At 29.1% G+C, this 26,903-nt stretch carries 26 protein-coding genes, 1 tRNA gene and 1 other RNA gene; 25 read left to right on the forward strand and 3 right to left on the reverse strand.

Going from position 1 to position 26,903, the window contains the following annotated elements:
• The first annotated feature begins 26 nt into the window (after positions 1-26).
• The 19 genes from galE (at position 27) to CARM_RS06605 (ending at position 19,308) form a co-directional block, all read left to right on the forward strand.
• Positions 27-1,013: a UDP-glucose 4-epimerase GalE gene (gene galE / locus CARM_RS06515; protein ID WP_139425584.1), complete on the forward strand. Its 987-nt coding sequence runs from the start codon at positions 27-29 to the stop codon at positions 1,011-1,013.
• A complete protein-coding gene (gene pglK / locus CARM_RS06520; RefSeq protein ID WP_139425582.1) occupies positions 1,007-2,701 on the forward strand; it encodes a BC-type lipopolysaccharide transporter PglK in 1,695 nt (564 codons plus the stop codon). Before galE ends, pglK begins: the two co-directional genes overlap by 7 nt.
• The gene (gene pglH / locus CARM_RS06525) at positions 2,698-3,762 is read left to right on the forward strand and encodes a GalNAc-alpha-(1->4)-GalNAc-alpha-(1->3)-diNAcBac-PP-undecaprenol alpha-1,4-N-acetyl-D-galactosaminyltransferase (protein WP_139425580.1); all 1,065 of its coding nucleotides are present in this window, start codon (positions 2,698-2,700) and stop codon (positions 3,760-3,762) included. The genes pglK and pglH overlap by 4 nt, the downstream gene beginning before the upstream one ends.
• A gap of 1 nt (position 3,763) precedes the next feature.
• The gene (pglJ, locus tag CARM_RS06530; protein ID WP_139425578.1) at positions 3,764-4,864 is read left to right on the forward strand and encodes an N-acetylgalactosamine-N,N'-diacetylbacillosaminyl-diphospho-undecaprenol 4-alpha-N-acetylgalactosaminyltransferase; all 1,101 of its coding nucleotides are present in this window, start codon (positions 3,764-3,766) and stop codon (positions 4,862-4,864) included.
• A 1-nt stretch (position 4,865) separates the two neighbouring features.
• The gene (gene pglB, locus CARM_RS06535) at positions 4,866-7,004 is read left to right on the forward strand and encodes an undecaprenyl-diphosphooligosaccharide--protein glycotransferase (RefSeq protein WP_139425576.1); all 2,139 of its coding nucleotides are present in this window, start codon (positions 4,866-4,868) and stop codon (positions 7,002-7,004) included.
• On the forward strand, positions 7,001-8,128 hold the full coding sequence (pglA, locus tag CARM_RS06540) for a N,N'-diacetylbacillosaminyl-diphospho-undecaprenol alpha-1,3-N-acetylgalactosaminyltransferase (protein ID WP_139425573.1): 1,128 nt from the start codon (positions 7,001-7,003) through the stop codon (positions 8,126-8,128). The genes pglB and pglA overlap by 4 nt, the downstream gene beginning before the upstream one ends.
• On the forward strand, positions 8,121-8,723 hold the full coding sequence (gene pglC / locus CARM_RS06545; protein ID WP_139425572.1) for an undecaprenyl phosphate N,N'-diacetylbacillosamine 1-phosphate transferase: 603 nt from the start codon (positions 8,121-8,123) through the stop codon (positions 8,721-8,723). Before pglA ends, pglC begins: the two co-directional genes overlap by 8 nt.
• Complete coding sequence (gene pglD, locus CARM_RS06550) at positions 8,710-9,306, forward strand: UDP-N-acetylbacillosamine N-acetyltransferase (RefSeq protein WP_139425569.1); 597 nt, start codon at positions 8,710-8,712, stop codon at positions 9,304-9,306. Before pglC ends, pglD begins: the two co-directional genes overlap by 14 nt.
• Complete coding sequence (pglE, locus tag CARM_RS06555) at positions 9,303-10,463, forward strand: UDP-N-acetylbacillosamine transaminase (RefSeq protein WP_139425567.1); 1,161 nt, start codon at positions 9,303-9,305, stop codon at positions 10,461-10,463. The genes pglD and pglE overlap by 4 nt, the downstream gene beginning before the upstream one ends.
• A 1-nt stretch (position 10,464) precedes the next feature.
• Positions 10,465-12,228 carry a UDP-N-acetylglucosamine 4,6-dehydratase (configuration-retaining) gene (gene pglF, locus CARM_RS06560; protein ID WP_139425565.1) on the forward strand — a complete coding sequence of 588 codons (1,764 nt, stop codon included), beginning with the start codon at positions 10,465-10,467 and terminating at the stop codon, positions 12,226-12,228.
• 116 nt (positions 12,229-12,344) lie between these two features.
• Complete coding sequence (locus tag CARM_RS06565) at positions 12,345-12,722, forward strand: chemotaxis response regulator CheY (protein ID WP_066008527.1); 378 nt, start codon at positions 12,345-12,347, stop codon at positions 12,720-12,722.
• A 15-nt stretch (positions 12,723-12,737) separates the two neighbouring features.
• Positions 12,738-13,574, forward strand: a complete 837-nt coding sequence (locus CARM_RS06570) for a 50S ribosomal protein L11 methyltransferase (protein WP_139425563.1) — start codon at positions 12,738-12,740, stop codon at positions 13,572-13,574.
• Positions 13,574-15,493 carry an ATP-dependent zinc metalloprotease FtsH gene (gene ftsH, locus CARM_RS06575; RefSeq protein ID WP_139425562.1) on the forward strand — a complete coding sequence of 640 codons (1,920 nt, stop codon included), beginning with the start codon at positions 13,574-13,576 and terminating at the stop codon, positions 15,491-15,493. The genes CARM_RS06570 and ftsH overlap by 1 nt, the downstream gene beginning before the upstream one ends.
• Positions 15,493-16,110 (forward strand): phosphatidylserine decarboxylase, encoded by a 618-nt coding sequence (locus CARM_RS06580; RefSeq protein WP_139425560.1) that lies wholly within the window; start codon positions 15,493-15,495, stop codon positions 16,108-16,110. The genes ftsH and CARM_RS06580 overlap by 1 nt, the downstream gene beginning before the upstream one ends.
• Positions 16,107-16,817, forward strand: a complete 711-nt coding sequence (gene pssA, locus CARM_RS06585) for a CDP-diacylglycerol--serine O-phosphatidyltransferase (RefSeq protein WP_139425558.1) — start codon at positions 16,107-16,109, stop codon at positions 16,815-16,817. The genes CARM_RS06580 and pssA overlap by 4 nt, the downstream gene beginning before the upstream one ends.
• A 58-nt stretch (positions 16,818-16,875) precedes the next feature.
• Entirely contained in the window at positions 16,876-17,430 is a 555-nt protein-coding gene (locus CARM_RS06590; RefSeq protein WP_139425556.1) for a hypothetical protein, read from the forward strand.
• 50 nt (positions 17,431-17,480) lie between these two features.
• Positions 17,481-17,570 (forward strand) — tRNA-Ser (locus CARM_RS06595).
• 81 nt (positions 17,571-17,651) lie between these two features.
• Positions 17,652-19,121 (forward strand): Y-family DNA polymerase, encoded by a 1,470-nt coding sequence (locus tag CARM_RS06600; RefSeq protein WP_139425554.1) that lies wholly within the window; start codon positions 17,652-17,654, stop codon positions 19,119-19,121.
• Positions 19,114-19,308: a hypothetical protein gene (locus CARM_RS06605; RefSeq protein ID WP_139425552.1), complete on the forward strand. Its 195-nt coding sequence runs from the start codon at positions 19,114-19,116 to the stop codon at positions 19,306-19,308. Before CARM_RS06600 ends, CARM_RS06605 begins: the two co-directional genes overlap by 8 nt.
• Before the next feature lie 18 nt (positions 19,309-19,326).
• Here CARM_RS06605 and ciaB read toward each other — a convergent pair whose 3' ends face one another.
• Positions 19,327-21,162, reverse strand: coding sequence for an invasion protein CiaB (gene ciaB / locus CARM_RS06610; protein WP_139425550.1), 1,836 nt, complete (start codon positions 21,160-21,162; stop codon positions 19,327-19,329).
• A gap of 64 nt (positions 21,163-21,226) precedes the next feature.
• On the opposite strand from ciaB, the gene CARM_RS06615 reads away from it, so the two are divergent.
• The 6 genes from CARM_RS06615 (at position 21,227) to CARM_RS06640 (ending at position 25,737) form a co-directional block, all read left to right on the forward strand.
• Positions 21,227-21,631: an acyl-CoA thioesterase gene (locus CARM_RS06615; RefSeq protein ID WP_039619080.1), complete on the forward strand. Its 405-nt coding sequence runs from the start codon at positions 21,227-21,229 to the stop codon at positions 21,629-21,631.
• Between the two features lie 65 nt (positions 21,632-21,696).
• Complete coding sequence (locus CARM_RS06620; protein ID WP_039619082.1) at positions 21,697-22,626, forward strand: ribose-phosphate pyrophosphokinase; 930 nt, start codon at positions 21,697-21,699, stop codon at positions 22,624-22,626.
• 84 nt (positions 22,627-22,710) lie between these two features.
• Complete coding sequence (locus CARM_RS06625) at positions 22,711-22,935, forward strand: acyl carrier protein (protein ID WP_139425548.1); 225 nt, start codon at positions 22,711-22,713, stop codon at positions 22,933-22,935.
• Positions 22,936-22,964: 29 nt separating this feature from the next.
• Positions 22,965-23,939: a ketoacyl-ACP synthase III gene (locus CARM_RS06630; RefSeq protein WP_139425546.1), complete on the forward strand. Its 975-nt coding sequence runs from the start codon at positions 22,965-22,967 to the stop codon at positions 23,937-23,939.
• Positions 23,936-24,994, forward strand: coding sequence for an aromatic ring-hydroxylating oxygenase subunit alpha (locus CARM_RS06635; protein ID WP_139425544.1), 1,059 nt, complete (start codon positions 23,936-23,938; stop codon positions 24,992-24,994). The genes CARM_RS06630 and CARM_RS06635 overlap by 4 nt, the downstream gene beginning before the upstream one ends.
• Positions 24,991-25,737 carry an SDR family NAD(P)-dependent oxidoreductase gene (locus CARM_RS06640; protein WP_139425542.1) on the forward strand — a complete coding sequence of 249 codons (747 nt, stop codon included), beginning with the start codon at positions 24,991-24,993 and terminating at the stop codon, positions 25,735-25,737. Before CARM_RS06635 ends, CARM_RS06640 begins: the two co-directional genes overlap by 4 nt.
• Here the strand turns inward: CARM_RS06640 and CARM_RS06645 are convergent.
• Together CARM_RS06645 and ssrA are read right to left on the reverse strand one after the other, a co-directional pair.
• Entirely contained in the window at positions 25,731-26,510 is a 780-nt protein-coding gene (locus tag CARM_RS06645) for an AAC(3) family N-acetyltransferase (protein WP_139425540.1), read from the reverse strand. The two genes, CARM_RS06640 and CARM_RS06645, sit on opposite strands and share 7 nt — an antisense overlap.
• A 34-nt stretch (positions 26,511-26,544) precedes the next feature.
• Positions 26,545-26,903, reverse strand: a transfer-messenger RNA (tmRNA) gene (ssrA, locus tag CARM_RS06650).

A 26,903-nucleotide genomic window follows, 5' to 3' on the forward strand; every position in this document is an offset into this window, starting at 1 on the left:
TATTAAACATCACAAAAAGGATAAAAATGAAAATTTTAATCACCGGTGGCGCAGGATACATAGGTTCTCATACTTTAAAACAATTTTTAGAAACAAATCATGAAATTTGTGTGTTAGATAATCTTTCAAAAGGTAGCAAAAAAAGCTTAGATGAACTTTCTAAGATTAAACCTTTTAAGTTTTTTGAGCAAGATTTAAGCGATTATGCTGGGATTAAAAAACTTTTTAAAGAAGAAAAATTTGATGCGATTGTGCATTTTGCAGCAAGTATTGAAGTGCCTGAAAGTATGGAAAATCCTTTAAAATACTATATGAACAACACCGCAAATACAAGCAATTTAATCCAAACTTGTTTAGAAACAGGTGTAAAGAAATTCATTTTTTCTTCAACCGCAGCTACTTATGGAGAGCCACAAACTCCTATCGTAGATGAACAAAGTCCGTTAGCACCGATTAATCCTTATGGGCAAAGCAAACTAATGAGTGAAAAAGTCTTACAAGATGCTAATATGGCTAATCCTGAATTTAAATACTGCATTTTAAGGTATTTCAATGTAGCAGGTGCTTGCATGAGTTATCCTATAGGTCAACGCTATCCAAAAGCTACTTTGCTTATCAAGGTTGCTGCTGAAGTAGCCATGGGAAAAAGAGAAAAGCTTTATATTTTTGGCGATGATTATAATACCAAAGATGGCACTTGTATAAGAGATTTTATCCATGTTGATGATATTTCAAGTGCGCATTTAGCCGCTTTAGAATACCTAGAGAATAACGAAAGCAATATTTTCAATGTTGGCTATGGACATGGCTTTAGTGTAAAAGAAGTTATTGAAACCATGAAAAAAGTAAGTGGAGTTGATTTTAAAGTAGAGCTTGCACCAAAAAGAGCTGGGGATCCTTCTGTACTTATTTCAAATGCAGATAAAATCAAAACTCTAACTAATTGGAAACCAAAATATGATGATTTAGAATTAATCTGCAAAAGTGCTTATGAGTGGGAAAAACAGTGTTAAAAAAACTTTTTTATATACTCAATGCCCATGATAAGAAATTTTTATTTGCTTTACTTATTTTTTCTATTTTTATAGGATTTATAGAAAGCTTTGCTATTTCTTTAATCATGCCTTTTGTATCAGTGGCGAGTAATTTTGAGCTTTTAGAAAAAAGCTCCTATTTTCAACCTATATATGAGTATTTAAATTTACCAAGTTATAAAATTATTGCTTATTTTGGCTGTATATTAATCGCCTTTTATATTTTTAGAGCCTTTTTAAATGCTTTTTATTTTCATTTGCTCGCACGCTTTTCTAAAGGGCGCTATCACAGCCTTGCTTGTCGTATTTTTGATAAATACTTACATCTTGAATATGAAAATTTTACTAATAAAAATCAATCAGAACTTTTAAAAACTATCACTCAAGAAGTATTTCATTTAAGCACTTTAATTAGTGCATTTTTGCTTATGCTAAGTGAAAGCTTTGTGGTGTTTTTGCTTTATACTTTATTGCTAATTATCAACTATAAAATCACCCTAGCTTTAAGTGCTTTTTTACTTTTAAATGCTTTTATTTTGATTAAAATTCTCTCACCCTTAGTGAAAAAAGCTTCCATAGCTAGAGAAGAGGCGATGAAAAATTATTTTGAAATTTTAAATGCAAATTTAAACAATCTTAAAATCATCAAACTCAAAACCAAAGAACAAAGCACACAAAAGCTTTATGAAATTCAAAGTGGGCTTTTTGCCAAAGCAAACATTAGCAATGAAAGCATGTCAAGCATACCTAGAATTTATCTCGAAGGTATAGGTTTTTGTATGCTTTGTTTTATCGTGGTGTATTTGGTTTTAAGATATGAAAGTGATATTTCATCTATTTTAGCAACTATTACCATTTTTGTAGTAGCTCTTTATAGGCTTATGCCAAGTGCAAATCGTATCATTACAAGTTATAATGAAATCACATATTATAAAAACTCTTTAGATATTATTTATAACATACTTAATGAAAAAGAAGAAAAGCTAGGTGATGAAAATATTGAATTTAAAGAAAAAATCGCTTTAAAAAATCTTTTCTTTGCTTATAAGGGTAAGAAAAATTTATTTAAAAATTTAAATTTTACACTTAAAAAAAATGAAAAAATCGCTTTTATAGGCAAAAGTGGGAGTGGAAAAAGCACTTTGGTCGATCTTATCATAGGTCTTTTAAAACCAAGTGATGGAACAATTTTTGTTGATAGTGTTAAATTAAGCGAAAATAATTTAAAAAGTTTTAGAAGTAAAATTGGCTACATACCTCAACAAATTTATCTTTTTAATGATTCTATTGCTAAAAATATTAGTTTTGGAGAAGAAGTTGATGAAAAACTTTTACATAAAGTTATAAAACAAGCTAATCTTGAAAGTTTTGTTAATTCACTTGAAGATGGAGTGCATACCAAGGTAGGTGATTCAGGTTCGTTTTTAAGTGGCGGACAAAGACAAAGAATAGCCATAGCAAGAGCACTTTACCAACAACCTGAAATTTTAGTTTTAGATGAAGCAACTAGTGCTCTTGATCAAGAAAGTGAAGCAAAAATTATGGAAGAAATTTATAAAATTTCAAAAGATAAAACTTTAATCATCATCGCTCATAGACTCTCAACCATACAAGGCTGTGATAGAGTATTTGAAGTAGATCATGGAAATTTAAAGGAACAAGTATGAAAATCACTTTCATTATAGCGACTTTAAATTCAGGTGGTGCTGAAAGAGTATTAGTCACTTTAGCTAATGAGTTTTGTAAAAATCATGAAATAAATATTATTAAATTTCATAAAGAAGACTCATTTTACAAGCTTGATCCAAAAATCAACCTTTTCACCCTAGAACAATTTGACTTTTCTACTCTTTATAATAAAATAGTCTCACGCATTAAAAAATTCAAAGCTTTAAAACAAGCACTTAAAAACCATGAAAGTGATGTTTTTATCTCATTTTTAGATACAACCAATATTGCTTGTATTTGGGCAAACAAAGACTCAAATATACCTTTAATCATTAGTGAACATAGCTCTTATACTTATTTAAAATCTAAAATTTGGAAATTTTTACGCCGTATAAGTTTTCCTTATGCTAATGCTTTAACAGTGCTAAGTAATGATGATAAAAAATACTATGAAAGCTTTGTTAAAAAAGTTATCAATATGCCAAATCCTTGCCATTTTCACCCCATAAAAGAAAATTTAGAAAAAGAAAATAATGTCATTTTCGTAGGCAGACTTGATCATAACAAAAACGCTTCAATGTTTTTAAAAGCTATTGCAAGGTTGGATAAAAATTTACAAAATCAATATAATTTTTTAATAGCAGGTGATGGAGAATTAAGACAAGATTTAGAACTAGAAGCCAAGAGTTTAAATATCAAAGTTCAATTTTTAGGTAAAGTTGAAAATATGCAAGAATTATACAAAAAAGCAAAAATTATTTGTCTTTGTTCTTTTATAGAAGGTTTGCCAACGATTTTACTTGAAAGTTTATATTATCAAGTAGCACGCATTAGTACTAAATACACAAGTGGTCACAAAGATTTAATCGATGATGGTAAAGATGGGTTTTTAGTAGATTTAGATGATGAAAAGGCTTTAAGTGAAAAACTCACCCTTTTAATGCAAGATGAAAATTTAAGAAAAGAATTAGCACTCAATGCTCAAAAACGATGTAAAGATTATGAAGTAGCCAATGTGGCACAAAAGTGGCTTGGTTTAATCAAAGAAGTAAGGGTTTAAAATGAAAAAACTTGCAATTTTTATATATTCTTTAGGAAGTGGTGGTGCTGAAAGAGTTGTATCCACATTGCTACCGATTTTAAATTTGAAATACGAAGTACATTTGATTTTGATGAATGATAAAATTTCATATGATATTCCTGAAGTTAATATTCATTATCTTGAAAAATCAATCCCAAGCGAAAGTAATTTAGCCAAATTTTTAAAACTACCCTTACTAGCTATGAAATACAAAAAACTTTGTGAAGATTTAAAAATAGATTTACAATTTGTATTATTAAATAGACCTAATTATATTGCATTAATGGCAAAATCTCTAGGACTTAAATCAACTCTTATCATCAATGAATGCACCACTCCAAGTGTGATTTATAAACACAATAATCTAAATTCTTTTATCAATAAATTTCTTATAAAAAAGCTTTATAATAAAGCAGATTTAATCTTAGCAAATTCTTTAGGCAACAAAGAAGATTTAATACAAAATTTCAACATAGAAGCTAAGAAATGTGATATTTTATACAATGCCATAGATTTAGAGAATATTTTAGAAAAATCTAAAGAGAAAATAGACTTTAAAGAGCCTTTTATACTAAGCGTTGGAAGGCTTGATCATGGTAAAAATCATACTATGCTTATAAGAGCTTATGCAAAAGTTAAAACTGATTTAAAATTAGTCATTTTAGGTGAGGGTATTTTAAAAGATGAGCTTTTAGCTTTAATTGAAGAATTAAATTTAAAAAATAAAGTCTTTTTGCTAGGTTTTGATAAAAATCCTTATAAATACATGAGTAAATGTGATTTTTTTGCTTTTGCTTCAAGTTTTGAGGGTTTTTCAAATGTTTTAATCGAGTGCTTAGCTTGTAATTGTGCTGTGCTTTGTACTGATCACAAAAGTGGTGCAAGAGAGTTATTTTTAAATGATGAATTTGGGCTTTTAGTAAAGGTAGATGATGAAAAAGCTATGCAAGAAGGTTTAGAAAAAATGTGTAATGATGAAGAATTAAAAACAAACTATAGACAAAAAGCTTTTTTGCGTGCAAAAGAATTTGATAAAATTAGCATAGCAAAGCAATTGTTTGAATTTTTTAATAAGGTTTAAAATGAAATTTCAGCAAAACTTTACTAGTAATAATTCTATAAAATATACTTGTGTTTTAATCCTTCTAGCTTTTGCTTTTAGTATTTTGTGTAGATTATACTGGGTAGCTTGGGCGAGTGAGTTTTATGAGTTTTTCTTTAATGATCAACTTATGATCACAACTAATGATGGTTATGCTTTTGCAGAAGGTGCAAGAGATATGATAGCAGGCTTTCATCAAGCTAATGATTTATCTTATTTTGGAAGCTCACTTTCTACTTTAACTTATTGGCTTTATAATATTTTACCTTTTAGCTTTGAAAGTATTATTTTATATATGAGTACTTTTTTTGCTTCTTTGATTGTTGTGCCTATTATATTAATCGCAAGAGAATACAAACTCACTACTTATGGCTTTATAGCAGCTTTGCTTGCAAGTATTGCAAATAGTTATTATAACCGCACTATGAGTGGGTATTATGATACTGATATGTTGGTTTTAGTTTTACCAATGTTTATTTTGCTTACTTTTATACGCTTAACTATCAATAAAGATATTTTCACCCTTCTTTTAAGTCCGATTTTCATCATGATTTATTTATGGTGGTATCCATCAAGCTATTCTTTAAATTTTGCCATGATAGGACTTTTTGGACTTTATATTTTAGTATTTCATAGAAAAGAAAAGATTTTTTATCTAGCTATTGCTTTAATGATTATTGCTTTAAGTATGCTAGCATGGCAATATAAACTTGCTTTTATTGTATTGTTATTTGCTATTTTTGCTTTTAAAGAAGAAAAAATCAATTTTTATATGATTTGGAGTCTGATTTTTATCAGTATATTGATTTTGTTTTTGAGTGGTGGTTTAGATCCTGTTTTATACCAGCTAAAGTTTTATGTTCTCAAAGCTTCAGATGTACAAAATTTAAAAGATGCTGCTTTTGTATATTTTAATGTTAATGAAACCATTATGGAAGTAAATACCATTGATCCTGAAGTATTTATGCAAAGAATTAGCTCTAGTGTTTTGGTATTTATTCTTTCTTTTATAGGTTTTATCTTACTTTGTAAAGATCACAAAAGTATGCTTTTAGCCCTACCTATGCTTGCTTTAGGTTTTATGGCTTTAAGAGCTGGGCTTAGATTTACCATTTATGCAGTTCCTGTAATGGCTTTGGGTTTTGGATACTTTTTATATGCATTTTTTAATTTTTTAGAAAAAAAACAAATAAAACTTAGTTTAAAAAATAAAAACATCTTACTAATATTCATTACATTTTTTAGCATAATACCTGCCTTATTACATATATATTATTATAAATCATCTACCGTTTTTACTTCTTATGAAGCTAGTATTTTAAATGATTTAAAAAATAAAGCTCAAAGAGAAGATTATGTTCTTACTTGGTGGGATTATGGTTATCCAATACGCTATTATAGTGATGTAAAAACCTTAATCGATGGTGGAAAACACCTAGGAAAAGATAACTTCTTCTCATCTTTTATCTTAAGCAAAGAACAAATTCCAGCAGCTAATATGGCAAGACTTAGTGTGGAATATACAGAAAAATCTTTTAAAGAAAACTATCCTGATATTTTAAAAGCTATGGTTAAAGATTATAATCAAACAAATGCTACAAATTTTTTAGAAAGTTTAAATAATAAAGATTTTAAATTTGATACTAACAAAACAAGAGATGTATATATTTATATGCCTTATAGAATGTTACGCATTATGCCTGTTGTAGCTCAATTTGCAAATACAAATCCTGATAATGGAGAACAAGAAAAAAGTTTATTTTTCTCTCAAGCTAACGCTATAGCTCAAGATAAAACCACAGGTTCTGTTATGCTTGATAATGGAGTAGAAATTATCAATGATTTTAGAGCTTTAAAACTAGAAGGTGCGACTATACCTTTAAAAGCTTTTGTAGATATAGAATCAATCACTAATGGCAAATTTTATTACAATGAAATTGATTCAAAAGCTCAAATTTATTTACTCTTTTTAAGAGAATACAAAAGCTTTGTGATTTTAGATGAAAGTCTTTACAATAGTTCTTATATACAGATGTTTTTATTAAATCAATACGATCAAGATTTATTTGAGCAAATTACCAATGATGCAAGAGCAAAAATTTATAGGCTAAAAAAATGAAAATAGGAATTTTAACCCATAGTGCAATGAGTGTGTATTATTTTCGTCTTGCACTCATTAGAGCTTTAGAAAAAAATAATCATGAAGTTATAATCATCACTCCAAAAGATGATTTTGCTATCAAATTACAAGAGCTAGGCTATAAGGTTTGCTTTTATGATTTGGCTAGATCAAGCATTAATCCTTTGGTTGTTTTTAAAAATCTACTTAGTTTAAAAAATACACTTAAAAGTTTAAATTTAGATCTTTTACAAACAAGCGCACACAAAAGCAATACAACAGGTATTATAGCAGCTAAAATGGCAGGCATTAAATATACTTTTGGCTTGGTTGAGGGCTTAGGAAGTTTTTATATTGATGATGATTTTAAAAGCAAATTAGTAAGAATGAGTATTAACTTACTTTATAAAATTTCTTTTAAACTTGCCAATGGTTTTATTTTTGTCAATGAAAGCAATGCTTTATTTATGAAAAATTTAGGCTTACAAGAAGAAAAAATAAAAATCATTAAATCAGTAGGGTTAAATTTAAAACAATTTTTACCTTTAAAAATTACCACAGAAGAAAAACAAGCTTTTTTAAAAAAATATAATATGCCCGATAAACCTATTGTTTTAATGATTTCAAGAGCACTTTGGCATAAAGGTATTAAAGAATTTTATGAAGCAAGTAAAATTTTAAAAGATAAGGCAAATTTTGTTCTAGTGGGTGGAGTTGATGATAATAAATCTTGTGCTCCATTAGAATTTTTACACTCAAATGATGTTTTTTATCTAGGTGCAAGAAGCGATATTACACATTTATTAAATTTATGCGATATTTTTGTTTTACCAAGTTATAAAGAAGGCTATCCAAGAACCGTTTTAGAAGCACAAGCTTGTAAAAAAGCGTGTGTGGTAAGTGATGCTGAAGGTTGCATTGAAGCAGTGGATAATGCCATAGATGGTTTAATTTGTAAAAGCAAAGATAGTAAAGATTTAGCAGAAAAAATTGCTGTTTTATTAGAGGATGAAAAACTAAAAAATACTTTAGCACAAAATGCTTTTCTTAGGGCACAAAATTATGATGAGAATATCATAGCTTTGAAATATCTTGACTTTTATAGGGGTTTTATAAATGTATAAAAATGGTTTAAAGCGTGTTTTTGACTTTTTTTTGGCTTTGATTTTATTAGTTATTTTTTTACCCTTTATAATACTCATTGCAATTATCTTAAAAATTGTGCAAGGAAGTGTTCTTTTTAAACAAGCAAGACCGGGATTGAATGAAAAAATTTTTTATATTTATAAATTCAAAACAATGAGTGATGAAACAGATAAAAATGGAGAATTACTTCCTGATGAATTACGCCTAAAGCCTTTTGGCAAACTAGTTAGAAGTTTGAGTTTAGATGAATTACCGCAGCTTTTTAATGTACTTAAAGGTGATATGAGTTTCATAGGCCCAAGACCTTTGCTTGTAGAATACTTGCCCTTATACAACCAAGAACAAAAAAAACGCCATAATGTAAGACCTGGTATTACAGGTTGGGCACAAATTAATGGACGAAATGCTATTTCTTGGGAGCAAAAATTTAAATATGATGTAGAATATGTGCAAAATTGTTCTTTTTTATTTGATCTTAAAATATTTTTTATGACTATCATTAAAGTTTTAAAAAGAAGTGGGGTTAATAAAGAAGGAACTGCTACAACGGATAAATTCAATGGACACAACTAAAAGTATTTATATATACGGTTCTAGCGGACATGGCTTAGTCTGTGCTGATGTGGCTAAAAATTTAGGATATGAAAAAATCATTTTTTTAGATGATTATAAAGGCTTAAAATATCATTCAAATTTAGAAAAACACGATATGTTTATTGCTATTGGTGCAAATCATATTAGAGAAAAACTTTTCAAAAAAGCAAAAGAAGATGGATTTAGATTAGTAAATTTGATACACAAAAGTGCTATTATTAGTTCAAGTGCTTTTTTGGACGATGAAGGTATTTTAATTATGCCAAATGTAGTAGTTAATGCTAAAGCTAGTATAGCAAAAGGCGTGATTTTAAATACTGCTTGTGTGATTGAGCATGAGTGTTTTGTAGATGAATTTAGCCATATTAGTGTTGGAGCTAAATTAACAGGAAATGTAAAAATAGGCAAGCGTTGTTTTTTGGGAGTTAATTCAAGCGTTATTCCTTGTATAAGTGTAAATGATGATATAACCTTGGGCGCAGGAGCAGTTGTGGTTAAAAACTTAACTTCTAAAGGCATTTATACTGGAGTTCCTGCTAAGAAAATAAAGGAGGCAAAATGAGATTTTTTTTATCAGCACCACATATGAGTGGAAAAGAATTAGAATATATACACAAAGCTTTTGAAAGTAATTACATAGCACCTTTAGGTGAGTTTGTTAATGCATTAGAACAAAGCATTAAAGATTATACAAAAAGCTCTAATGCTCTTGCTCTAAATGCAGCCACTGCAGCTATTCATCTAGCTTTAAGAGTTTTGGGTATCAAAGAAGGTGATGTAGTGTTAGCTTCAAGTTTTACTTTTATAGCTTCAGTAGCACCGATTTCTTATATGAATGCTACACCTGTATTTATTGATTGTGATGAAACTTATAATTTAGATGTAAATTTATTAAAAAAAGCTATCAAAGAAAGTCCTAAAAAGCCAAAAGCTCTCATTTTAACACACCTTTATGGCAATGCTTCTAAAATGGATGAGATTGTTCAAATTTGCAAGGAAAATGAGATTTTTTTAATCGAAGATGCTGCTGAAGCTTTAGGAAGTTTTTATAAGAACAAAGCTTTAGGAACTTTTGGAGATTTTGGGATATACTCTTTTAATGGTAATAAAATCATCACAACAGGTGGTGGAGGTATGCTTGTAAGTGAAAATTATCTCAACCTTGAAAAAGCAAGATTTTATAGCACCCAAGCTAGAGAAAATTGTCTTCATTATGAGCATAAAGAATATGGTTATAATTATAGAATGAGTAATATCTTAGGTGCAATCGGCACTGCACAAATGGAAATTTTAGAAGAAAGAGTTAATAAAAAGCGTGAAATTTATAGCTGGTATAAAGAATTTTTAAGTGGAACTTTTACCTTTTTAGATGAACTTGAAAATACTAGATCAAATCGTTGGTTAAGTACTACTATACTTGATTTTGATCAAAACAAACTTAATACTTATGAAAAACATTGTATTTGTGAAAATAAAAATGTTCAAATTCAAGATAAAATTTTAAAAATTATTCAAACTTTAAAAGATAACAAAATCGAAAGTCGCCCACTTTGGAAACCTATGCATTTACAAGAGCTTTACAAAGGCTGCGATGCTTACTTAAATGGTAATAGTGAGTTTTTCTTTAGCAATGGAATTTGTCTTCCAAGTGCAACTACTATGAGTAAGGCTGATGTAGAAGAGGTTTCTACTTTAATCTTAAATACCTTAAAGGACTAAGATGGATTATAAAAGCAAACGCTTAGGTTTTTTCCTAAGTGCTGATATTTTACTTTTTGTAATAAGCATTTATTTGTCTTTTTCTTTACGCTTTAGTGCAGATATCCCAAGCAATTTTTATGAAGGTATGTTTAAAAGTGCTGTGATTTTAATCTTACTTAAAATCATTTTTCTAGCATTTTTTAGAATTTATCAAGTTGCTTGGAGATTTTTTTCACTTAATGAAGCACGCAAATTAGTCATTGCGTTAGCTTTAGCAGAACTTGTATTTTTGGCAATTTATTATTTTTATGATGATTTTTTCAACCCTTTTCCTAGAAGCGTTATAGGAATAGATTTTGTTTTATCTTGCATGCTAATTGGAAGTTTGCGTATTAGCAAAAGAATGGTGGTTGATTTTAGAAAACCAAAATACAATGACGAATATCCTTGTATAGTAGTTGGAGCTACTTCAAAGGCTTTGCATTTATTAAAAGGAGCTAAAGAAGGAAGCTTGGGACTTTTTCCTATAGCTGTAGTAGATGAGCGTAAAAACTTAATAGGCACTTATTGTGATAAATTTATAGTTGAAGAAAAAGAAGCGATTAAAAAATATACCGCTGAAGGTATTCATACTGCTATCATTGCTTTAAAACTTGAGCAAGAAGAACTTAAAAAGCTTTTTGATGAGCTAATTGCTTATGGGATTAATGATATAAAACTCTTTTCTTTTACACAAAATGAAGCTAGAGATATAAGCATTGAAGATTTACTAGCACGCAAACCAAAAGATTTAGATAATGCTTGCGTAATTGATTTTATCAAAAATAAAATAGTTTTAGTTAGTGGAGCCGGTGGAACTATAGGAAGTGAGCTTTGCAAACAATGTATCAAATTTGGCGCAAAACACTTAATCATGCTTGATCATAGTGAATATAATTTATATAAAATCAACGAAGAATTAAGCCCGTATAAAGAAAAAATTGAACCTATTATGATGAGTATTTTAGACAAAGAAGCTCTAGAAAAACTTTTACAAGAAAAAAACATAGATTTAATTTTACACGCAGCAGCTTATAAACATGTTCCTTTGTGTGAGCAAAATCCACATTCGGCTATTTTAAATAACATCATAGGTACCAAAAATTTAATCGATCTTGCAAAAACTTATAAGGTTGCTAAATTTGTTATGATAAGTACTGATAAAGCTGTAAGGCCAACTAATATCATGGGTTGTACAAAAAGAATTTGTGAGCTTTATGCGCTAAGTTCAAGTTGTGAAAATTTTGAAGTAGCTTGTGTGCGTTTTGGTAATGTTTTAGGCTCAAGTGGAAGTGTTATACCTAAATTCAAAGCCCAAATTGCTGCTAATGAGCCACTTACCCTTACTCATCCTAATATAGTGCGTTATTTTATGCTAGTAGATGAAGCTGTACAACTTGTCTTGCAAGCTGCTGCTATTGCTAAAGGTGGAGAATTATTTGTCCTTGATATGGGCGAACCAGTAAAAATTATGGATCTAGCTAAAAAAATGCTTTTACTTTCTAATAAAAAATTAGAGATAAAAATCACTGGACTTAGAAAAGGTGAAAAGCTCTATGAAGAACTTTTAATTCACGAAAATGATTTAAAAACGCAATATGAAAGTATTTTTGTAACTACTAGTGAAATTAAGGATCTAAAAATTTTAAATAAGGAAATAGAAAGATTACTTCAAAGCCCAGATCCTACAAAAGTTTTAAAGGAAATTGTACCTGAATTTAATCACAATAAAAATGGAGAATAATTAAATTCTAATTTTATTTTAAAATTGATATAATATACACTTTAATTGATTAATAAAAATAAAAATGATACAATTACATTTTAGTGTAAATTAAATAATCTAATAAAGGAAAAAAAGTGAAGTTATTGGTAGTTGATGATAGTTCTACTATGAGAAGAATAATCAAAAATACTCTTGTGAGATTAGGTCATAAAGATGTTTTAGAAGCTGAACATGGCGTTGAAGCTTGGGATTTACTTTCACAAAATGATGATATTAAAATTTTAATAACCGATTGGAATATGCCTGAAATGAATGGCTTAGAATTAGTCAAAAAAGTAAGAGCAGAAGAAAAATACACTGATATGCCTATTATCATGGTAACCACAGAAGGTGGTAAAGCTGAAGTTATCACTGCCTTAAAAGCAGGTGTAAATAACTATATTGTAAAACCTTTTACTCCTCAAGTATTAAAAGAAAAGCTTGAAGATGTTTTAGGAACTAACGAAGGTTAATTATCTAAGTTTTTTATGCAAACATATTATTACGAACTTTTTTTTCAAACAGACAAGGAATATTTAGATTTATTCCTTGATCTCGTTTTTTCTCTAGATATAGACGCCATAGAAGAAAAAGATGAGGGTGTTTATATACGCTCAGAAGAAGATATAGAACTCATTCAAATAGCCTTACATAATTTTCATCAAAAATTATGTGAAAAATTTAACACTAATATTTATTTTCACTCTACTTTAGAAAAAAAAGAAAATAAAAACTGGATAGAAGAATATAAAAAAGGCATACAAGCTTTAACCATTGATAAAATCCACATCCATACTACTTGGCAAGAAGCAAAAAAAGATAAAATTAATATCATCATAGATCCTGCCTTGGCTTTTGGCTCAGGACATCATGAAAGTACCTATACTTGCATAGAATTTTTACAAAAATACGCAAATAATTCTAAATTTTGCTTAGATGTAGGCTGTGGAAGCGGGATTTTAAGTATCATCATGGCAAAACTTGGAGCTAAAGTTCAAGCTTGTGATACTGATGAATTAGCTATAGTTGCCAGCAAAGAAAATGCAAAATTAAATCAAGTTTTATTTGATGATATTTGGGTAGGTTCTGTTAATAAAAGCTTACATAAATATGATATAGTTGTTGCAAATATCATTGCTGATATTTTAATCATACTAGAAAAAGATCTAAAAGACAAAACCAAGGAAGGTGGAATCTTAATCTTATCTGGTATTTTAAATAAATATGAAGAAAGAATTAAAGATAAATTCAAAGATTTAACTTTATTAGAATGCAAGCATAAAGGAGAATGGTTGAGTTTAGCTTACAAAAAGGAAAAATTATAATGAATAAAAAACCAAACGATCAAAAAGATAATCAAAATAATAGCTTTTTTAATAAAAATCCTATTTTTATTTTCGCTATTTTTGCCATTGTAGCAATCCTCTTATTTAAAGGATTTTCTGATGATGGTAGTATGGGTATTATGGGTGGAGAGAATACTAAAAAAGTTACCTATTCTGAATTAAAAACTCTAATCGAAAACAACCAAATTGCTCAAGTTAATATAGGTCAAACTACCATAAAAGCCGTATCTAAAGCAGGAAATATGGTATATATTACCAAAAAAGTTTCAAACGATGCTACTTTTGTTCCTTTGCTGGATTCAAAAGGTGTTTCTTATGGGGCTTTTAATGAAAGTAATTGGTTTATAGATATCTTACTTTCATGGGTTTTACCAGTATTTATTTTCTTTGGTATATGGATGTTTTTAGCCTCTCGTATGCAAAAAAATATGGGTGGTTCTATCCTTGGTATAGGAAGTTCTAAAAAACTTGTAAATTCAGAAAAACCAAAAGTTAAATTTAATGATGTAGCAGGTGTTGAAGAAGCCAAAGAAGAAGTAAAAGAAATTGTTGATTTTTTAAAATATCCTGAAAGATACATTAATCTTGGAGCAAAAATTCCAAAAGGACTTTTACTTGTAGGTCCTCCAGGTACAGGTAAAACCCTACTTGCAAAAGCTGTGGCAGGTGAAGCTGATGTTCCATTTTTTAGTGTTTCAGGATCATCATTTATAGAAATGTTTGTAGGTGTTGGGGCTAGTAGAGTTAGAGATTTATTTGAAAATGCTAAAAAAGAAGCTCCAGCTATTGTTTTTATAGATGAAATTGATGCTATAGGTAAATCGCGTGCAGCAAGTGGTATGATGGGTGGCAATGATGAAAGAGAACAAACTCTAAATCAACTTTTAGCTGAAATGGATGGCTTTGGCACTGAAAGCTCACCAGTAATTGTTTTAGCAGCGACAAATCGTCCTGAAGTTTTAGATGCAGCATTACTTAGACCTGGGCGTTTTGATAGACAAGTTTTGGTTGATAAGCCAGATTTTAAAGGTAGATGCGATATATTAAAAGTTCATATGAAAGATGTGAAAATTTCACCTGAAGTCAAAGTAGAAGATATTGCAAGATTAACAGCAGGACTTGCGGGTGCTGATTTAGCAAACATTATTAATGAAGCCGCTTTACTTGCAGGTAGAGATTCTAAAAAACATGTAGAGCAAAAAGACCTAGTCGAAGCGGTAGAAAGAGCCATAGCAGGTCTTGAGAAAAAATCACGCAGAATTAATGATAAAGAGAAAAAAATCGTGACTTATCATGAATGTGGTCATGCTTTAATAGCTGAAACCACAAAAGGTGCTAAAAAAGTTAGTAAAGTTTCTGTTATACCAAGAGGACTTGCGGCTTTAGGATACACACTTAACACTCCTGAAGAAAATAAATTCTTAATGCAAAAACATGAACTCTTAGCCGAAGTAGATGTGCTCTTAGGTGGGCGTGCGGCTGAAGAGATTTTTATTAAAGAAATTTCAACAGGTGCAAGTAACGATCTTGAGCGCGCAACTGATATTATCAAAGCTATGATTTCTATGTATGGTATGAGCGAAATAGCAGGGTTAATGGTACTTGAAAAACAAAGAAGTACTTTTTTAAGTGGCGGACAAACTATAAAAGATTATTCTGACAAAATGGCACAAGATTTAGATGAGTATGTGAAGAAAACTCTAGATGAACGCTATGCAGGGGTAAAAGAAATTTTAAAAACATACAGCGGAGCTATAGAAATAATGGTTCAAGCATTATATGAAGAAGAAACTATTGATGGTACTAAAGTAAGAGAAATAATTAAAAATTATGAAGAAGAAAACAATCTTCCAACGCGTTTAGAAGAAAAAGAGTTAGAAACTACTAAGGAAAACTAATGAAAACAAATTTTATTGCAAAGGCTGGTTGGAATTTACTTATAATTCTAGCCATAGTCTTTGTAATAGCTCAATTTATATGGGGATTTTCCTGGCTTTTATGTTGTATTTTTATACTTTTTGCTTATCTTTTTAGAACAAGCAAGATTGATTATATAGCAGATACAAATACTATAATATCTCCTATAGAAGGGAAAATCAAATGCATAAAAACAAGCTCGTATAAAGAACTTGGAGAATGCATAGAAGTGCAAATTGTTAATAGCATTTTTTCACAAGGAAACATTATAGCTCCACTTGATATGGATGTAGAAGAAAGCAGAATTAAACATGGACTTTTTTTATGTCCATTTATGAAAAATACAAATTTAATGAGCGAAAGAATGCTATTTTTAGCTCGTTCTAAAAATAAACAATGGGCTTTGCGTATTATTTTTGGAGCATTGAATAGAAAAACTCATATATACGATTTTGGACATCATTTAAATCATGGACAAAATATAGGCTTTATGCTTGATGGCAGTATAAGCTTATTGCTCCCAAAAGATTCCAGAATTTGCGTCAATGAAAACGACAAAGTTCGTGTTGGTGCATTGATAGGATACTTAAATCCATGAATTTTAAATTAATTTATATTTTACCAAATCTTTTTACAGCTGCTTCGATATTTTTAGGAATCATTTCAGTAATAGCCTCTATCAATCAAAACTTTGATAAAGCTTTAATTTATATCATTTTATCATTAATTTGTGATGGTCTAGATGGACGCGTAGCAAGAGCTACTAATTCTACTTCTAAATTTGGTATTGAGTTTGATTCCTTAGCTGATTTAATAGCATTTGGTGTTGCACCAGCTATGCTTTTTTATATGAGTATAGGTTATGAATACGGTCGCTTTGGTTCTTTAATCGCAGGTTTATTTGTGGTTTTTGGTGCCATACGCTTAGCAAGGTTTAATGTTACTACAGGAACCTATGAACCTTCTGTTTTTATAGGATTACCTATACCTACAGCTGCTGTTGTAAGTGCTTTATGGGTAAGTGCTTATTTGTATTATGATTTTTTGCATGAATATTCCTTATTTATTGTATGCATACAAATGCTTTTAGCATTTTTAATGGTTAGCAATATAAGATATCCGAGTTTTAAAAAAATTGATCTTAAAAGAGCTAATGTTTTAAAAGTTTTAATACTTTTAGTGATTTTATTTTCTATGCTTTATTTATACTTTTTAGAAAGTGCATTGATTGTTGCTAGCTTGTATGTGCTTTATGGTATTACACGAGGCATTTTTACTTTAATGCGTAAATCTAAAAAAGAATAATTTATTTTCACTTCACTTTTTATTTATATACTTTACTTAACAAATTAAGGAGTTAAAAATGAATAAAAATAAATTATTTAGACAAATTCACATCTACATTAGCTTATTTTTCTTGCCACTTGCATTTTTATATGCCATCACCGGCTTTGCTTATATAGCTGGTCTTGATGGGGAAAGTGGAGCTAAAATTCAAGATTATAAAATTCAAGCTGTTATTCAAGAAGGAGCCGAAGCTGAATTTTTAATCGATTTTTTAAAAAAAAATAATCTAAAACTACCATCTTCTTTAGAACCAAAACTTAACAAAAAAGGAAATGGTATAGAAATTGGAACTATTAGCTACACGGCTGGTATCATCAAACTGGATGAAAACCATTATAAAATAACTACCAAATCTCGAAGCTTACTTGGAAATATGATTTTGCTTCATAAAGATAAAGGTATGTGGTATTTTTCTGTACTTGGCTTAGCTTTTGCACTTGCTATGATAATCCTTTATATATCAGGGTTATTAATTACTCTTATAGCTATACGAAAAGATAGAGGTAAGCAAATAGCAATACTAGGAATTGGTTTTGCTATAACTTTAATCATAGCTTATCTTAGTATTTAAATTTTAAGGTATATCTTATAAACAATAAGATATACTTTCCATTTTAATATGGACAGATGGGTGAGTGGCTGAAACCACACCCCTGCTAAGGGTGCAGATCTTAACGGGTCTCGAGGGTTCAAATCCCTCTCTGTCCGCCACCTTTATAAAAATTTACAACTTTTATTGATATAATTACATATTAAGTTTGATTGATTTTTGAAGGTAAGTTAATTAACGCTATGCAAATTTACGCTTCTATAGATTTAAAATCTTTTTATGCTTCAGCTGAATGTGTTTTAAGAAATTTAGATCCTTTAACAACAAATCTCATCGTAGCAGATGAGTCAAGAACAGATAAAACCATTATACTAGCAGTTTCTCCTGCACTAAAAACTTATAATATACCTAGCAGATTAAGACTTTTTGAGTTTAAACAAAAAATCCATTTATTAAATTTTGAAAGACTAAAACAAAACCAAAAGCAACACTTCAAAGCCAAAAGTTTTAATAAATTAGAACTTGAAAATGACTTAAACTTAAAAATAGACTACATTGTTGCTAAACCTAGAATGGCTACTTATATAGAATTTAGCTCAAAAATATATAGTATTTATTTAAAATATTTTGATACTAAGGATATACATATATATTCTATTGATGAAGTTTTTATAGATCTTAGCTCTTATCTTGATAAATATAAACTTTCAGCTTATGAGCTACTTACTAAAGTTTTGCTTGATATTTTACATACAAGTAAAATCACTGCAACAGCTGGCATAGGTACAAATTTATACTTAGCAAAAATTGCTATGGACATACTTGCCAAAAGACAAAAAATAGATGAAAATGGTTTGCTTATAGCCTTTTTAGATGAAAAATTATATAGATATAAAATGTGGCAGCACAAACCTTTAAAAGATTTTTGGCGTATAGGTAAAGGTATTGCCTTAAAACTTGAAAATTTAAACATTCATACTATGGGAGATCTTGCAAGATTTTCTTTAAAACATGAAGCTTTGCTTTATAAATACTTTGGTGTAAATGCTGAACTATTAATCGATCATGCTTGGGGTATTGAAACTTGCACGATGAAAGATATCAAAAATTATAAATCACAAAATCACTCTAAAGTCATGGCTAAAGTTTTACCTTTTGCATATGATAATAATCAAGCAATGAAAGTTTTAAAAGAGCTTGTCGATCATTTAGTACTTGAACTTATACAAAATAACCTTAAAACAAACCATATCACACTAAATATACAATATGATAAAAGTAATTTAGAAAATTCAAGCCTTTTAGCTTCTTATAAAGGAGCTATTACTAAAGATAATTATGGAAGAACTATACCTAAAAATGCTCATGGAAGTATAAATTTAGAAAATTTTACCTATTCTTTAAAAATCATCAATAAAAAAGCCTTAGAGCTTTTTTGCAAAATCAGCGATAAAAACTTAAGCATTAGAAAAATCAGCCTAAGTTTAAATAATATCACAGATAAAGCTCAAGAAAATTTCCAAGAATTAAATTTATTTAGTGATTTTAATGCAATTTTGCAAGAAAAAAATCAACTTGCAAAAGAAGAAAAACTCCAAAAAGCAAGACTTCAAATCATACAAAAATTTGGTAAAAAGGCCATATTAAAAGCCTCAAGCTTAGATGATGAAACCAAAGAAATTTCTTCTTTAATAGGAGGTCATAATGCATGATGATTATAAAGATATAATAGATATAAAATATGAAAAATCAAAACAATTCCCACCAATGTCAAGAGAAAAAAGAGCAGCACAATTTGCTCCATTTTCAGTGCTAAATGGTTTTAGTGAAGCTATTTTAAAAACGCAAAAAGATATGGAAAAAACATTAGAAAATAGTAAATATCAAGAAGAAAACTAAATTCTTCTTGATTAAATTTTATTTTACATTGGAGTATTTTTCAAACTCACCACTTTCATCGATTTCATTGCCATAAAGTTTATACAATTCATAGTAGTATTTTACAAATTCTTTACATTCTTCATCAAGTGGTAAAAATACCTCATCTTCTAAAACACAAAATTCATCTAAATAATTTTTCGCATCTTCTTTTAGCATATAATGTCTTGCCAGCTTGTAATAATTTTGCATAAACACAGCCTTAAAGGCTTCATAAGCTTCCTCATCAAATTTAATGTTTAATTTCTCATTTGCAAAAGATAACACCCCTGATTTAAACAATAATGACAAATGAATCAAACCTTCTGTATAATAAGGCTTAACCTCCTCTACTCTTTGCCAAGCGATCAATCCTATAGCCCTTTTAATAAGCTCATAAAACACAGGAAGCTTTAAATCATCTTCTTCATGCAAAAAGAAATTCACAAGCCCGCCCGCAGTAGCTTTAAACTCTTCTATATTTTTAAACACACCACTTTCATTCATTTTCTTTTCGCTATCATTTGCCACAAAGAAAATATGCCCAAACTCATGACCTATGGTAGAAACCTCATAAATTCTTTTCCATAATTTTTCATTATAAAATAAAATTTCTCTACCATAATCTAAAAATTCTTTTTCAAATACCATAGAAGAAAGCTTCATAAAAGGCTTAGTTTTAGCATTTTCATAAACATAATTTAAAAAAGCAAAAATCTTTTTGCCTGCTATATTGCTTACATATTCATCATTTGGCACTACTTGAGCAGAAAAAAGCCCCTTAAGCTCTGCTCCATAAAAAATCATAGGCATACAAATATAAAGCTGAGTTTTTTCAAGATTAAAATTCACTTCATCAAACAAAGCTTCATCTTCTTCATCTAAATTTGCATACACCATTGCAAAACTTTCTTTAATTTTTTCTTTAAACACGCTCCCATTAAAATCGCTCACATCTTCTAAGCGTATATCCCATTCAAGTGCCACAGCATGCGTATAAGAGTCTTCATAGTATTCTAAAGGATGACCAATTTGTAATGGGCATTTTACTTCCATCCATGCAAGTTCTGCTTCTTGCCATTTTTTAACTACTTCGTTATTATCTTTTTCACAAAAAGCAAATTTTAATTTTTCTATATAATCAATATAAGCATTTTTTTCATCATCTAAAGCACAATTTCTTAGTTTTTCTAATAATTTATCAAACTCATATTCAAGTTTTAAAACCTCATTTTCAAAAGCTTTTGCATAAGGTAAAAATCTCCAAAGAGTTCCAATTTTTACTAAAGCCCCATAACTTCTTTCACAAATTTCACCATCTTGATTAAGCTGATAAAGCTCATTTTGTTTTAAAAACTCCAATGCATCACTTAAATTTGGAAATTGTTCTTTTAAAATTTTATTGTTTGTATCTAAAATTTGCTTACTCCAAACAAGTTCAAATGAATTCATAACTACACCTATATTATGCACACCTTGAACTAAATTAAAGTAAAATTCATCTAATAAATTTTTACTTTTAATCTCATCGATTAAATCTTGGTGTTCTACTTCATAAAAGGCTCTTACTAAAGAAAAAACTTTATATTTTATTTGAGAAATTTCTTCTTCACTCAAGCCTTTTTTCTCAAGTTCTTGGACTAAATTTTCTTCTTTTAAATCCACCAAACGACGCAACATCGCCAACACATTGCTTTTTTCATTTTCAAGATTAGCTAGTTCTAAAGCTCTATCTATCAAAGGATGGTTTTGATTAGTTTGAAGTATATTATAAAGACTATTGATATTTTGTTTCCTATTTTTCACAATTTTTGCTATTTGCTTAAAATCATTCATTTTTTACCTTTCTTTATTTTTAAAACTTAATTATAATGTTTTTTTTAAAACACAAGGAGAATGTATGAAAGATATGGGAGAACCTAAGCTAAGAGTTATAGCTATGCCAAGCAATACAAACCCCGCTGGTAATATCTTTGGTGGTTGGATCATGTCACAAATTGATCTAGCCGGAGCCATTGCCGCAAGAGAACTTTCCCCACAAAGAGTTGTCACGGTTGCAGTAGATAAAATCATTTTTAAAGAGCCGATTTTCGTAGGTGATTTGGTATCTTGCTATGCAAAAATTATCAAAGCAGGCAATACTTCTATCACCGTAGAAGTAGAAGTAGTTACCCAAAGAGCTAATGAATATGGCCGTGTATATTGTATGCATGTAACTTCAGCTGTAGTAACTTATGTAAGCGTAGATAAAGATGGAAATAAATTTCCTATTGATGCTGATTTAAAAAGATTACACGGCTTTTGATATATTTTATTGTATTTTTAAAAAACTTTTTATATCATCACAAAAAACTTTACTAAGGCTTATATATGCGTGGATATAAAATATTTTCTGGTTCAGCAAATGAGGAATTTGCTAAAAAGATCTCAAAATACCTTTCATTGCCTCTAAGCAATGCAGGTGTGAAGCGTTTTAGTGATGGTGAAATTAGTATTCAAATAGATGAAAGTGTGCGTGGTAAAGATGTATTTATCATACAAAGTACTTGTGCTCCAACCAATGATAACCTAATGGAGCTTTTAATCATGACAGATGCTTTGCGTCGATCAAGCGCAAGCTCTATCACAGCTATCATTCCTTATTTTGGCTATGCAAGACAAGATAGAAAAGCAAGTCCTAGAGTGCCAATTACAGCAAAATTAGTAGCAAATCTCATAGAATCAGCAGGAGTAGATAGAGTAGCTACCATAGACTTACATGCTGGACAAATTCAAGGTTTTTTTGATATACCTGTGGATAATCTTTATGGAAGTATTATTTTTAATGATTATATTAAAAATAAAAATTATAAAAATCCTATCATCGCAAGTCCTGATATAGGTGGTATAGCAAGAGCTAGAAGCGTAGCAAAAGCTTTAGGACTTGATATAGTTATAGTGGATAAAAGACGCGAAAAAGCCAATGAAAGCGAAGTGATGAATGTCATCGGTGATGTAAAAGATAAAGAAGTAATTTTAGTAGATGATATCATCGATACAGCAGGAACCATAGTAAAAGCTGCTGAAGTGTTTAAAAGCAAAGGTGCAAAATCTGTGATAGCTTGCTGTACTCACCCTGTACTTAGTGGTGTAGCTTATGAAAGAATAGCCAAAGATGCATTAGATGAGCTAGTAGTAACTGATACTATACCTTTAAAACAACAAATGGATAAAATCAAAGTCTTAAGCGTAGCACCTATTTTTGGTGAGGTAATACGCAGAGTTTATCATAACGAAAGTGTGAATTCTTTATTTGTATAAAAATTTTTGCAAGGTAATCCTTGCAAAAAAACTAAATATTTGTTAATATAAAAGCAAAATTTTTAATAATGGTGGGGGGGGGATATGAATAAAAATGAAATGATTCAAGCTTTAGAAGACATTTTAATGCTAAATCCAGGAGAGTTAAAAGAAGATAGTATATTAAAAGACTATGAAGATTGGGATAGTCTTGCATTTTTAAATCTGATGGCTCTTTTTGATTCAAAATTCAATATGAATATTACTTCGGAAGAAATTTCTAACTTAAAAACAGTAAATGATATTTTGAAACTAGCTAAGATAATATAATCTTAACTCAAAATAAATAAGGACCGATAATGCAAAATTTCTCCAAAGGTAAAATAAGACATATTTGTTCTGTATTGCCAAGTAAAAAAGTTTCAAATTTTGATAACCCATTTTTTAGCGAAAAAGATAAACAAAAAATCATCAAACAAATTGGGGTTGAAACAAGATATATTTTAGATAAAGATAAAAACGAAAAAATAAGTGAGTTATTTATTAAAGCAGCAGAAGCTACTTTAGAAGCACTTAGATGGGAAAAAAATACCATTGATGCAATAATAGTTCTAACACAAAGTAATGAATTTCGTTATCCAGCTATGGCTTGCTATATTCAAGGAAAAATAGGTTTAAGAAAAGAAAATTTGATTGCTTTTGATGTAAATTTAGGTTGTAGTGGCTATGTGTATGCACTTAATATTGCTTATAATTATATATCTAATGGATTAAAGCGTGTTTTGCTTTTAGTTGGTGATGCTTCAAGTGAAACCATTTTACCTGATAATAGGGAAACTGCTTTTTTATTTGGAGATGGTGTTAGTTGCACAGCGGTTGAAGCAGAAAATAGTAAAAGCTATTTCTGTTTTAAAACTTTAGGTGAAGGATATGATCTCATTATAGCTCCATATAAAGATGGATATATGCAAATGAAAGGGATTGAAGTATTTGATTATACTATTAGAAATATACCATTAGCATTTGAAAATATATTAAAATTAGCAAATTTAACAAAAGAACAAATTTCACAATTTTATTTCCACCAAGCCAATTCTTTTGTTTTAAACTATCTTGGAAATAAACTAGGTATAAGTGAAAAATTGCCAAATAATATGCTTAATTTCGGAAATGAAAATTCAAATTCTATTCCCTTATTAATTTGTGATTTAAAAAATCAAAATTATAAAAATGTTATGTTAATGGGTTATGGAGTTGGTTTTTCAGTAGCAACTTGCATTTTAGAAGAATTAGATTGCACTTGCAACATAATCTATAATAAATTGGATAAATGATGCATTGTTGGGACTATAATACTGACATTACACAAAAGAAAGAATTTGAAAATATTTACAAGACATTTTGGCATTTTGGAATTCATAAAAGCGAAATTCAAAACAATAAAGATTATGTTGTCTTAAAAATATATGATTTTGAAATTGTTTTTTATAATGATAATGGTGATATTATTGCTTTTTATAATATGTGTCCGCATCGAGGAGCTAAACTTATGTTTTCTGATGAAAGCAATAGCATTTATTATGGAAATTCTGAAATAAAATGTCAATATCATCATTGGATCTATAAAAATTCAAAACTTTCAATTCCATCAAAAGTAGAATTTAAAGATGCTGAAAAATTAGATCTTTTTAAAATTAATATTGGTTTTTGCGGAGATTTTATATTTTTTTCCCATAACCCATCAACAACACTTAATGAGCAACTTGGTGATTATTATGATGAGCTTAAAAACATAAGCCAAAGCATTCAATGCTTTATTGGCCTTAATAGTCCTATAGATTACAACTGTAATTGGAAAATAGGTATTGAAAATAGTCTGGAAGCTTATCATATTAACTATGTACATCCTTGCTCCTTAGGCATACTCTCTATTAAAGATACACCAAGTTATAGCAAAACAAATTCTAAAACAAATGCTAATATTTATAATAGTAAAATTTATACTAAACTTGAAAAAGTACGAAATATTTTTAATAAAAACAATTACATTGATAATAAATATTTTTCATATCATCTCTTTCCATTTGTAATAATAAGTTCAACATTTGGATATGCCTATTCGATTCAAAATTATTTTCCAAACACTCCAAATAAAACTCATTTTATTTCAAGAAATTATATTAGCAAGTCAAAATTAAATGTGGAAGCTTTTAGCAAAGAAGTTATTAATATGAATAAAACTATATTCAAAGAAGATGCACAAGTTTGCAATTTAATACATGGTAGTAAGTTTTTAAATGGTGAGTTTAAATACCACTATGCTAAAGAATTAGAAAAAAGAATCATTTATTTCCATAATCAATATAATAAATATATGGAAACAGAATGAATACATTTAATCTAACAAATAAAGTTTGTTTAATCATAGGAGCAAGCAGTGGGCTTGGTAGAGCAACTTGTAAATTTCTTGACTCTCTTGGAGCAAAAGTAATAGCTGTCTCAAGAAGAGAAAGCGAACTTAAAAAACTACAAAATGAGTGTTCTAATCTTTCTTACAAAATTCACGACTTTAGTTCCACATATAAAATTAAAGAATTAGTAGATGAAATTGTACAAGAAAATGGAAAAATCAATGCTATGGCTTATTTTAGCGGTGTAGCTTGCGTAAATCCTTTGCGAATGATTCATATTGATAAAGCTAAAGAAATTTTTGATATAAATTTTTTCGGTTGTCTTGAATTATTAAAATGCCTTTATGATAAAAGAAAATCTGAAAAACTTAGCGTTGTTTTAATTAGTGCAGCATCACTAAAAATAAGTATCTCCTCAATGAGTATTTATGATGCTTCTAAAGGGGCTTTAACTTCTTTAACTATAAGTCTAGTAAAAGATTTTGCAAAATTTGGTTTTAGAATTAATAGTATTTTACCTGGACACATTGACACCGAAATGACAGAAAAAATATCTAGCATACGCTCAAAAGAATATGAAAATGAACTTAATAATTTTTATCCTTTAGGTATAGGAAAAGAAAATGATATAGCACATTTATGTGCTTTTCTTTTAAGCCCACTAAGTTCTTGGATAACAGGTCAAAGTATAGTAGCAGATGGTGGGAGAAGCGTCTATTGATCGATTCTAAAAATCGATTCATTCTTCTTAAATTCAACTATCAAATCATCATAAAATTTTCTAGCTTCAATTAAAGCTAAACTAGTATTGCCAAATTTTATTTCATTATAATAGTCTTTTAACTTCAAAAATTGCGTAATTTTTTCATCACTAGTTACTACACCCTGATGTCTTACGAAAAAATTAATCTGTTTTTCATATTGGTTGTTATTTTCATCTATTATTAAACCTTTAAAAATTTTATTATATCTATAACTAATCTTACAACTTTCTTCTGGATAATGTACAAAAGTATAGCATTCTTTATTGCCAAAATTTAAAATTTTGCCATTATTGTAAGTTAAAATTTCATATGTACAATCATTACCAAAACATGAATCACAATCTTTATTTAAAAATAGTTCTTCGCGTGCTCCCTTAATTGCAAAAGAAAATATAGGATCATTTGTTCTTTTTACTCCTTCTTGCTTTCTAAAAAATTCATTCAAAGCCCCTACTGCTGTTTTAGACTTTACCTTATCATAAACTTCATTATTACAAAAGCTATAAGTAAATGTTGGCATTAATAAAGTGCCATCTTTTCCAATAACCTCAAATAAACTTTCAATTAAAGCACTCAAAAATTCATTAATATTTAATAAAGGTATTCCGAAGTTAAAAATTTCACTATGGGCGCATACAATATCACCATTTTTTATTCCTAAATCATATAAAGCTTTAATTAAATCATCTTGTGTATATATTTTATTATTATGTTTTAGTATATTTTTCATTCAATTTTCCAAAATATTATATTGTATTGTTTTCTGGTGGAGACGAGGGGAATTGAACCCCTGTCCAAAAATAAAACAACCACGGCATCTACATGCTTAGCAAAGGTGAAAACTTCATCTAGCCAAACTCACCTTCCAAAATTTCAAGCTAGACTAAGACTTTAACTTCAATTAAAATTTGTCAAATTTCAATCTACACTATCAAAAATGACCAAATTCTAAGCTAGATAGTATCACTTAAAATTCAGGCTCAACTGAACTTACGCAGCTTTAGCGTAAGCAGGAGCAAATTTAACGTTGTTTGCGTTTAATTTTAATTTGAGCTTTATACGCTTTGCTCAAAGCGACATGCCACCAAGGCCACTCTACTCCTGTCGAAGCCAAGTCGTCCCC

The sequence above is a fragment of the Campylobacter armoricus genome (assembly GCF_013372105.1).
GTDB lineage: Bacteria > Campylobacterota > Campylobacteria > Campylobacterales > Campylobacteraceae > Campylobacter_D > Campylobacter_D armoricus.